The following is a 9,385-nucleotide window of genomic DNA, read 5'->3' on the forward strand; positions in this document are numbered from 1 at the left end:
ATGCAGGTCCATAAGTACGACGTCGTCATTGTCGGTGCAGGTGGCGCCGGTATGCGCGCCGCGATCGAGTCCGGCCAGCGCGCGCGCACCGCCGTACTGACCAAGCTGTACCCCACGCGTTCCCACACCGGAGCGGCGCAGGGCGGCATGTGTGCCGCGCTGGCGAACGTCGAAGAGGACAACTGGGAGTGGCACACCTTTGACACAATCAAGGGCGGTGACTACTTGGTTGACCAGGACGCTGCCGAAGTGATGGCGAAGGAAGCCATCGACGCCGTGCTCGATCTGGAAAAGATGGGCCTGCCCTTCAACCGCACGCCCGAGGGCAAGATCGACCAGCGCCGCTTCGGCGGGCACACCCGCGACCACGGCAAGTCCCCGGTCCGCCGCGCCTGCTACGCCGCCGACCGCACCGGTCACATGATTCTGCAGACCCTGTACCAAAACTGCGTCAAGCACAACGTTGAGTTCTACAACGAGTACTACGTGCTGGACCTGCTGATGGTGGAGGAAGAAGCCCTCCGCGAAGACGGCACCCCGTACCTGCAGAAGCGCGTCGCCGGCGTCGTCAGCTATGACCTGGCGTCCGGCGAGATCCATGTTTTCCAGGCCAAGTCCGTCATTTTCGCCTCGGGCGGCGTGGGCAAGGTTTTCAAGACCACCTCCAACGCCCACACCCTGACCGGTGACGGCATGGCCATCGCCTTCCGCCGTGGTCTGCCGCTGGAAGACATGGAGTTCGTCCAGTTCCACCCCACCGGGCTGGCTGGTCTGGGCATCCTGCTCTCCGAGGCCGCCCGCGGTGAAGGTGCGATCCTGCGCAACTCCGAGGGCGAACGCTTCATGGAGCGCTACGCCCCGACGATCAAGGACCTGGCACCCCGCGACATCGTGGCCCGGTCCATGGCCCTTGAGGTCCGTGAAGGCCGCGGCTGCGGCCCCAACAAGGACTATGTGCTGCTGGACCTGACCCACTTGGAGCCGGCGCACATTGACGCCAAGCTCCCGGACATCACCGAGTTCGCCCGCACCTACCTCGGCGTCGAGCCGTACACCGAGCCAGTGCCGGTCTTCCCCACTGCCCACTACGCCATGGGCGGCATTCCGACCAACATCAAGGGCGAGGTCCTGCAGGACAACGACACAGTGGTTCCGGGCCTGTACGCCGCCGGCGAGGTCGCCTGCGTCTCCGTCCACGGCTCCAACCGGTTGGGAACCAACTCCCTGCTGGACATCAATGTTTTCGGCAAGCGCTCCGGCATCTACGCCGCCGAGTACGCCCAGACCGCCGATTACGTTGAACTGCCGGAGAACCCGGAGGCCTACACGGTCGGCCTGATCGAGACGGTCCGAAGCGGCACCGGCACCGAACGCGTAGCCCAGATCCGCAAGGAACTGCAGGACATCATGGACGCCAACGTCCAGGTGTTCCGCGACGAGAAGTCGCTGACCGAGGCCCTGAACGTGATCGCCTCGCTGCGTGAGCGGTACAAGAACATCAGCGTCCAGGACAAGGGCAAACGCTTTAATCTGGACCTGCTCGAGGCCGTGGAGCTAAACTTCCTGCTGGACATGGCCCAGGTCATGACCGTAGCGGCGCTGCACCGCAAGGAATCCCGCGGCGGCCACTTCCGCGAGGACTTCCCGGATCGGGACGACGAGAACTTCATGAAGCACTCCATGTGCTACAGGGATGAGACTGCCGAGACCGAGCACGTGGCCGGCATCCGTATGGATACCAAACCCGTGGTATTCACGCGCTATGAACCGATGGTGAGGAAGTACTGATGAGCACCCCGACCGAAATTCCCGAAGCACCGTCAAAGGTCGAACTGGCTCCCGGTGTTGGTGGCGGCGGTGAAATCCCCAGCTTCGATATCACGCTGAAGGTTCGCCGGTACGACCCGGAGTTCTCCGAGGAAGCGCGCTGGGACGAGTTCAAGCTGACCATGTACGGCACGGACCGCGTGCTGGACGCACTGCATAAGGTCAAGTGGGAGCATGACGGTTCAGTCTCCTTCCGCCGGTCCTGCGCGCACGGCGTCTGCGGATCCGACGCGATGCGCATCAACGGCCGCAACCGGCTGGCCTGCAAGACGCTGCTGAAGGACCTCGATACCGCCAAGCCGATTACGGTGGAACCGATCAAGGGCCTTCCGGTGGAGAAGGACCTGATCGTGGACATGGAGCCGTTCTTCCAGTCCTACCGCGAGATCATGCCCTTCCTGATCAACAGCGGCCACGAGCCGACCCGGGAGCGGCTGCAGTCGCAGGAGGACCGCGAGCGGTTCGACGACACCACCAAGTGCATCCTGTGCGCTGCCTGCACCTCTTCGTGCCCGGTGTTCTGGACCGACGGCCAGTACTTCGGCCCGGCCGCAATTGTGAATGCACACCGCTTCATCTTCGACTCGCGCGATGATGCCGGCGATATGCGCTTGGAGATCCTCAACGACAAGGAAGGCGTGTGGCGCTGCCGCACCACCTTCAACTGCACCGAAGCATGCCCCCGTGGCATCCAGGTGACCAAGGCCATCGCCGAGGTCAAGCAGGCCGTTTTGAGCCGCTCCATCTAGCTGTAGAGGCCAGTCCCCCAGGGACTGAAGCCAGGTGGCGCCGATTCCTCCGGGAGTCGGCGCCACCGGCGTTTAAGCCCCCGTGCCCACTCACACAGTGCACCCAGGCTGAATGAGCCGCACTGCCGCCGTCGTCAGACTGATGCGGCGTCCCGGTCCCGCCGGGTCCGCTTCCCGCTCCTCCCCCGGCGGATGCCCCAGGCCCGCTGGCGCAACGACCGGCTGTTCCTGCCGTCCGCCAGCGCATGCCTGGCCACAGCATCCGCCGTGCCGATTGCTCCCCAGGCGCTGGCGAACATGTACACCTGGCTGAGCAGGTAGAACCACACGAACAAGCCGAGGATGACGGCGAAAGGGGCGAGCAGGGGGTTGTTTCCCACGTGGCCCAGGAGGGACGAGGAGAAGTACCTGAGCACTGTGCTGCCGACGCCGGCGATCACGGCGGACTGGAGCATGACGAGGCGCGGCATCCGGATGCCTGAGGCGACGCGGAAAAGGATGACGGCAACTGCGGTATCCAGCAGCAGCATGACCACGACGCCGGCAATGCGTGTCAGTGGCACCACCGCACCGCCTTCGAAGTGAAGCCAGTCAACGATCCAATCCAGTGCGGACGTGGCAACCGCGCCGAGGGCGGACGTCACGACGAGCGCCACCGCCAGGATCAGCAGCGTCCCGGCGTCCTTGACTTTGACCAGGACAATATTGGTCTTCAGCGGCGGCAGATCGAAGATGCCCCGCATGCCCGTGCGCAGCCCGGCGATCCAACCCAGCGAGGTCCAGATCATCACCGCCGTGGAAATGACCAAGCTGACGCCGAATGCTCCGCTCTGCGAGAAGAGCTGCTTCGGTGAGGCCAAGCCCCGCCCTTGCCCGGTGTCGATCAGTCCGGGCGTGGTTTCGTTCACCACCCGGATGATGGCCATCTGCAACTCGCGGTTTCCCGAGACCACCAGGCCGAGGATGGAAAACCCGGCCACCAGCATGGCAGCCACGGAGAAGAACAATTTGTAGGCACAGCCTGCCGCCAACAACGGCCCGTGCCTCAGTCCATAGAGATTCACGACCCGCATGACGCGCCAGGAATTCAGCTTGGCCACCCTGTACTGGGTGCTGGCCACCAGGCCTTTCAGCGTGCCTTCCTCGCGTTTGGCCCGTCCCGCGTCCCGCCGCAGCCTTAGGGCTGCACGGACCATTTGCTGCCGTTGCAGCGGATCCGGCGCTGCCTCAGCCTTCTCCAACGGATCCGGCACCAAACGTCAACTCTTCCCGTAGTCTCCACACGCCAGTTTCATCGTGCTCGTAGAGCCCCATGCTACTAACCCGGAATACAGCGTCATAGTCGGCCAGCTTGGCTTCGGCCGCGTCCATGCTGGCATCACTCACGTCGTGGGCCACTGTCACATGCGGGTGGAAGTCGAACTGGAGTTCACGTGCCAACGGACCGGACTGGAGTTTGCGGTGCAGCGCCACGCACTCGTCAAAGCCCTCGTCAATGCCCAGGTAGACCACGGGCGAGACCGGCCGGAAGCTGCCTGTGCCGCGCATCGACAGCGTGAACGGGGACTGCGAGCGTGCCACGGCCCGCACGTGATCGGTCGCGTCGTCCCAGTCGTGCACCGGCGTGGTGGTAACCAGCGTAATGTGCGGCGGTATCACTGCCGCCAGCGGATCGCCGAAGGATGCTCGCCAGCCTTCCAGCTCGCTGGCCATGGGCTCGGGGATCCCAATGATTACGCCCACACACCCGACCACCGGCCGGGCTCCCGGGGCAGCATCGCCGTCGTGCTCCACACGGGCGAGGCTGTCCTGGTGCTGCTGGCGCATGACTAGCGTTCGCCTCCGGCAGGCAGGAAACCGACTTTGCTGTACACATCTGCGAGTGTAGCCGATGCGATGGAACGTGCCTTGTGGGCCCCGCGGGCCAGCAGCCGGTCCAGTTCCGCCGGGTCGTCCAGCAGCTCCTGTGCCCGCGCCTGTACCGGAGCCAGCGTCTCGACGACGGCCTCGGCCAGGTCGACTTTCAGATGACCGTACATCTTGCCCTGGTACTCCTGCTCCAACTGCTGGATGCTCTTGCCCGTGAGCGTGGAGTAGATGGTGAGCAGGTTGGAAATGCCCGGCTTGGCCTCGCGGTCGAAGCGGATCTCGGTACCGTCGTCCGTGACGGCCGACTTGATCTTCTTAGCGGCCTGTTTGGGGTTATCGAGGATGTTGATGAGGCCGGCCGACGACTCGGCGGACTTGGACATCTTCGCGGTCGGATGCTGCAGGTCGTAAATCTTCGCGCCCTCTTTGGGGATCACCGCTTCCGGCACCACGAAGGTTTCGCCGAACCGGTGGTTGAACCGCTGGGCCAGATTCCGTGCCAGCTCCAGGTGCTGGCGCTGGTCTTCGCCCACCGGCACGCCGTAGGGGCGGTAAAGCAGGATGTCCGCTGCCATCAGCACGGGATAGGCAAAGAGCCCCACGGTCGCCGCGTCGGTACCGTTCTTTTGCGTCTTGTCCTTGAACTGGGTCATCCGGGATGCCTCCCCGAAGCCGGTGACGCAGTTGAGGACCCAGGCCAACTCGGCGTGCTCGGGCACATGCGACTGGACGAACAATGCCGTGCGGTCGACGTCGATCCCGCCTGCGATGTACTGCGCGCAGGTGACCCGGGTGCGCCGGGCCAGATCCTTCGGGTCGTAGTCCACGGTGATCGCGTGCAGGTCGGGGATGAAGTAGAACGCTTCGTACTCGTCCTGCAGCTTGACCCAGTTAACCAGGGCGCCCAGGTAATTTCCCAGGTGCAGCGAATCAGCCGACGGCTGCATGCCGGAGAGAAGCCTGGGCCGGTGGGCCTGCGGCTGCCCGGCCTGCCCGGTGTCCTGGACGGCGGCGTCGGTGGGTTCGGTGGTATCTGTGCTCATCTGGATGCCTTCTAGAACTGGTAGTCGACGACCAGCGGTGCGTGGTCGGAGAAACGGGCGTCATACGTGGCGGCACGGTCCACGGTAGCGGCTGCCGCGAGATCCGCGAGCGACGGCGTGGCCACCTGGTAGTCAATGCGCCACCCGGAATCGTTGTCGAAAGCCTGGCCGCGCCAGGACCACCAGGTGTAGGGCCCGCTGACCTCGCCCGCGAGCGACCGGTGGACATCGCGCCAGCCGATCTCTTCGCCGAAGAAGCGGTCGAAGTAGGCCCGCTCCTCGGGCAGGAAGCCGGCGCGTTTGACGTTGCCCTTCCAGTTCTTGATGTCCAGCTCGGTATGGCCTACGTTCAGGTCGCCGACGACCAGCGCGTAGTCCCTTTCGGCTTTCAGCTGCGGCAGCCGGCGGCACATGGCGTCCAGGAAGCGGTACTTATCCACCTGCTTGGGCGTGTCTACTTCGCCCGAATGGACGTAGGCGCTCACCACCGTCAGGGTCTTTTCCCCGTCCGCACCGTCCACTGCAAAGTCCGCTTCCACCCAGCGTCCGGCGGAGAGGAAGTACTCGTCGCCAATGTGGCTGCGAGTGGCGGTGGGTGCAACTCGGGAAGCAATGGCAACTCCGGCGCGGCCTTTGGCCTCCGCTTCAGCATGCAGAATGTGCCAATCGCTGCCCAAGAGCTCCCGCACCACGGCGTCAGGGGCCCGCACTTCCTGCAGGCAGAGGATGTCCACGTCGCGCACTGCCAGCCAGTCGGCCATCCCGCGCTTGTACGCGGCCCGGATGCCGTTGACATTGACGCTGGCGATCCGCAGCGTCTTGCCTGCCTGGATCAGTCCGCCTGATGCGTCGCGGGAGATGGTCGGTGCGGTAGAAACGGTTGCCAAAGTCACCCGACTACCTTACCCAACCCTTCAGTTCAGCTAACAACCGTGCCGCTGACGGTTCCGCCGCCGTCGTTCTTGCGGATCATGCCGCGGGCATTGTGCGCGGTAATCTCTACCGTTTCCAGCGCCCGCTCCACCATGTCTTCATCTTTGCCGCGGTAGTCGCGGATCACTTTTGCCTGCACCTGGATGATTTTGAAGCTGTGGTCGAGCTTTTCGTCCCGCACGGCGTTCGCACGGGAAATGTGTTCATCGACGACGGCGGTTCCTCCGCCGGGGGCGGGAGAGACCCGGCCGGCGTAGTCGGCCTGCACGCTGGCCAGCTTCTCCTTGGCCTTGCGGGTGGCGCCGCGGACGCTGAACACCACGAACGCGGCCAGGATCAGCCACGCCAGCGATACGGCAACGACAATCCAGCCGATGACGTCGTTCTCGTTGGCGGCGAAGACAACCGCCACCAGGAAGACCAGGACCAGCACGGCCAGACTGATATTGCCGGCCTTGAGCGGCAACTGGCGGGCGGCGGAGACAGAAGGGGAATCGGGACCAAGGGATCGCATGGCCCTATTCTCTCAAATCCGTGCGCTCCCGCGCGCCTCCTTCGCCCTCAGCGTCAGCGAATTCAGAACTGCACCAGGCAGAAGGGGTGTCCGGCAGGATCCAGGTATACGCGGAAGCTCTTGCCACCCGAATCCATGCTGGTCGCACCCAGCCGGAGCGCCAGCTCTTCGGCGATATCCAGGTCCTTGACCCGAACGTCCAGATGCATCTGCTGGGGATGTTCCTGGCCGGGCCACAGCGGCGGTTCGTAGTCCTTGACCTGTTGGAAGGCGATGGCAGGGCGGTCAGGGGCGTCCCCAATGCTGATCGAGCCGTCGTCGTCGTGCTGGACCCTGATCATGCCCAGCAGCTCCTCGTAGAACGATGCCAAGGCATCGGTGTCGGGGCAGTCGATAACCACTGCCTGCCACTTGCCGATCATCTGCCAGCTCCTCAGCGTGGTTGTGCCGTCGGACGGTTTGTCCATCATCACCGAGGCCGGGCTTGATGGCCAGCCTGTCTGCCATGGGGACTGGCTCAGTTCAGGAAAAGCTTGCGCAGCCGGCCGGTGGTCAGGATCAGTCCCAGCACGATCATGACCAGGAAATAGAGGATATGGATCCAGGTGGCCGGGGTGAACGCGCCGACGCTGAGCTGGCGCAGCAGTTCCACGCCGTGCCAGAGCGGAAATGCCTGGATCAGCCATTGGATGGGCTCCGGGTAAACGCTCAGGGGGTAGAAAGTCGCCGAGAACAGGAACATCGGCAGCATGATGAAGTTGATCCAGTCCATCTGCTGGAACGTTTTCATGTAGCTGGTAATCGCCATGCCGAACGAGGCAAACCCAAAGGCGACAACCACTGCTGCGGGGATCATCAACAGGGCCCAGGGCGAAGTGATCAGACCCATCGCCCCCATCACCGCGGTGAACCCGGTGGCATAGAGCGCACCGCGCATGAGCGCCAGCAGGATCTCGCCGAGCGCCACGTCCAGCGGCCCCAGGGACGTGTACAACATCCCTTCATAGAGCTTGGCGAAATTCAGCTTGAAGAAGACGTTCCAGGTGGAGTCGTACACCGCGCCGTTCATCGCCGACACGGCCAGCAGGGCCGGAGCGATGTAGTTCGCATAGCCCACTTCAGTCCCGCCGGGTCCGGTGACGGAGCCAATCAGCGAGCCCAGTCCAATGCCCATGGCCACGAGGTAGAGGACCGGCTCGACGAAGCCGCTGACCATGATGGCCCAGTTGGTTCCCCAGGTGGCTTTCACGCCGCGGGCAAAGACCGCCCGGACGTTGCCGGCGTAGAGCGAGCCCAACGGGCGGCGCGCCGGTTCCAACTGCAGCGGGTGGGTGGCAGCATGCTGGCTCATTTGCCCAGCCTCCTGATGTAGATCCGGCGCGCGAAAACCCAGCCAGCTACGCAGAGGACGGCGAGGTAGGCGACATGCAGCACGGTCAGCCAGACCGGTTCCGCATAGCCGTAGCTGAGCACCCTGCCCAGTTCCGTCGAATGCCACAGCGGAGAAACCCAACCGATCCAACGGACCACCAGCGGCATGGCGTCCAGCGGGAAGAAGGTGCCGGAGAAGAGGAACAGCGGCATCACGATAAACCGTTGCACCAAGGCGAACTGGCCGCGGTCTTCTTCGATGCTGGCGGAGTAGGCCATCAGCGGCAAACCGAACGACATGCCGGCCAGCGCCGCGGTGAAGATCATCAACCAGCTGGTCGGCTCGGTCACCGCACCAAAAAGGACCAGGCAGAGGAAGTACAAGCCGGTGGTCAGCAAAAGGCGAGCCAGCACGCCCATTGAATGCCCGTTGACCAACTGGTGGCTCTGCAGCGGCGAGGCGTTTGGTCCGTAGTAGGTCTTGCGCCATCTGAAGCCGGACATCACCGAGTATGTGTTCTCTTCGCTGGCCACCATGATCGCGGCGGTGGCCAGCAGCGCCGGAGCCACGAACACCAGGTACGGCACTGTCTGGCCGTTGCCGGCGTCCAGCGAGGCGTTGGTGTTGGCGTCCACGAGGGTAGCCAGCCCCACACCCATCGCGAAGAGATAGACCAGCGGAGTGCCGACGGCGGTCATCAGCACCGTCCAGCCGTAGCCGCGCAACTGCCGCAGCCAGTGCTCCATGAAGTAGAACGACCCGAAGTTCCGGGCCCGTTCGGCCGACTGCAGCGGGGTCAGCGGCGAGCGCAGGCCCGTCACGGAACGGGTCAGGGCGTCGACTTCGCGCAGGGTCAGCTGTGCCGGGACACGGCCGTTCCCCGACGCTGCGGAAGCAGCGGCGGCGGGCCTGGCTGTCCCCGTGTCCGCTGCCGCACGTGCGTCCGCGGCCTGCGCGGCAGCTTCCGCCTCTTGTCCGCCGGGGACCTGCGAGGGCTGTTGCTCAGTCAATGAGGCTCCTGCCGGTCAGCCGGAGGAAAACATCCTCCAAGCTGGAGCGCCGCACCAGCGAGGTGATC

At 64.4% G+C, this 9,385-nt stretch carries 11 protein-coding genes; 2 read left to right on the forward strand and 9 right to left on the reverse strand.

Annotated elements, in window-relative coordinates; genetic code table 11:
- Positions 1-1,788, forward strand: a complete 1,788-nt coding sequence (sdhA, locus tag AC5RWT_RS30990; RefSeq protein WP_494083561.1) for a succinate dehydrogenase flavoprotein subunit — start codon at positions 1-3, stop codon at positions 1,786-1,788.
- Complete coding sequence (locus tag AC5RWT_RS30995) at positions 1,788-2,576, forward strand: succinate dehydrogenase iron-sulfur subunit (protein ID WP_493968372.1); 789 nt, start codon at positions 1,788-1,790, stop codon at positions 2,574-2,576. Before sdhA ends, AC5RWT_RS30995 begins: the two co-directional genes overlap by 1 nt.
- 134 nt (positions 2,577-2,710) lie before the next feature.
- On the opposite strand, the gene AC5RWT_RS31000 is transcribed toward AC5RWT_RS30995, so the two are convergent.
- The 9 genes from AC5RWT_RS31000 to AC5RWT_RS31040 form a co-directional block, all read right to left on the reverse strand.
- Entirely contained in the window at positions 2,711-3,829 is a 1,119-nt protein-coding gene (locus tag AC5RWT_RS31000; RefSeq protein ID WP_494083565.1) for a YihY/virulence factor BrkB family protein, read from the reverse strand.
- Entirely contained in the window at positions 3,804-4,403 is a 600-nt protein-coding gene (locus AC5RWT_RS31005) for a 2'-5' RNA ligase family protein (RefSeq protein ID WP_494083562.1), read from the reverse strand. Before AC5RWT_RS31005 ends, AC5RWT_RS31000 begins: the two co-directional genes overlap by 26 nt.
- A 2-nt stretch (positions 4,404-4,405) precedes the next feature.
- Positions 4,406-5,488 carry a tryptophan--tRNA ligase gene (gene trpS / locus AC5RWT_RS31010; RefSeq protein ID WP_494083563.1) on the reverse strand — a complete coding sequence of 361 codons (1,083 nt, stop codon included), beginning with the start codon at positions 5,486-5,488 and terminating at the stop codon, positions 4,406-4,408.
- Positions 5,489-5,499: 11 nt separating this feature from the next.
- Positions 5,500-6,324: an exodeoxyribonuclease III gene (locus AC5RWT_RS31015; protein ID WP_494083566.1), complete on the reverse strand. Its 825-nt coding sequence runs from the start codon at positions 6,322-6,324 to the stop codon at positions 5,500-5,502.
- An 83-nt stretch (positions 6,325-6,407) separates the two neighbouring features.
- Complete coding sequence (locus AC5RWT_RS31020; protein WP_494083564.1) at positions 6,408-6,935, reverse strand: hypothetical protein; 528 nt, start codon at positions 6,933-6,935, stop codon at positions 6,408-6,410.
- Between the two features lie 62 nt (positions 6,936-6,997).
- On the reverse strand, positions 6,998-7,357 hold the full coding sequence (locus tag AC5RWT_RS31025; protein ID WP_494083567.1) for a VOC family protein: 360 nt from the start codon (positions 7,355-7,357) through the stop codon (positions 6,998-7,000).
- 95 nt (positions 7,358-7,452) lie between these two features.
- Positions 7,453-8,286, reverse strand: a complete 834-nt coding sequence (locus AC5RWT_RS31030; protein ID WP_493968376.1) for an ABC transporter permease — start codon at positions 8,284-8,286, stop codon at positions 7,453-7,455.
- Positions 8,283-9,140: an ABC transporter permease gene (locus AC5RWT_RS31035; protein WP_494083568.1), complete on the reverse strand. Its 858-nt coding sequence runs from the start codon at positions 9,138-9,140 to the stop codon at positions 8,283-8,285. The genes AC5RWT_RS31030 and AC5RWT_RS31035 overlap by 4 nt, the downstream gene beginning before the upstream one ends.
- A gap of 169 nt (positions 9,141-9,309) precedes the next feature.
- The gene (locus tag AC5RWT_RS31040) at positions 9,310-9,384 is read right to left on the reverse strand and encodes a hypothetical protein (protein ID WP_494083569.1); all 75 of its coding nucleotides are present in this window, start codon (positions 9,382-9,384) and stop codon (positions 9,310-9,312) included.
- Position 9,385 lies beyond the last annotated feature (1 nt).

The sequence above is a fragment of the Arthrobacter sp. Dra40 genome, from assembly GCF_059091905.1.

Coding starts and splice junctions, on each gene's coding strand:
- AC5RWT_RS31030 (WP_493968376.1), bottom strand. CDS start 8,286: ATGAGCCAGCATGCTGCCACCCACCCGCTGCAGTTGGAACCGGCGCGC.
- AC5RWT_RS31025 (WP_494083567.1), bottom strand. CDS start 7,357: ATGATCGGCAAGTGGCAGGCAGTGGTTATCGACTGCCCCGACACCGAT.
- trpS (WP_494083563.1), bottom strand. CDS start 5,488: ATGAGCACAGATACCACCGAACCCACCGACGCCGCCGTCCAGGACACC.
- sdhA (WP_494083561.1), top strand. CDS start 1: ATGCAGGTCCATAAGTACGACGTCGTCATTGTCGGTGCAGGTGGCGCC.
- AC5RWT_RS31020 (WP_494083564.1), bottom strand. CDS start 6,935: ATGCGATCCCTTGGTCCCGATTCCCCTTCTGTCTCCGCCGCCCGCCAG.
- AC5RWT_RS30995 (WP_493968372.1), top strand. CDS start 1,788: ATGAGCACCCCGACCGAAATTCCCGAAGCACCGTCAAAGGTCGAACTG.
- AC5RWT_RS31005 (WP_494083562.1), bottom strand. CDS start 4,403: ATGCGCCAGCAGCACCAGGACAGCCTCGCCCGTGTGGAGCACGACGGC.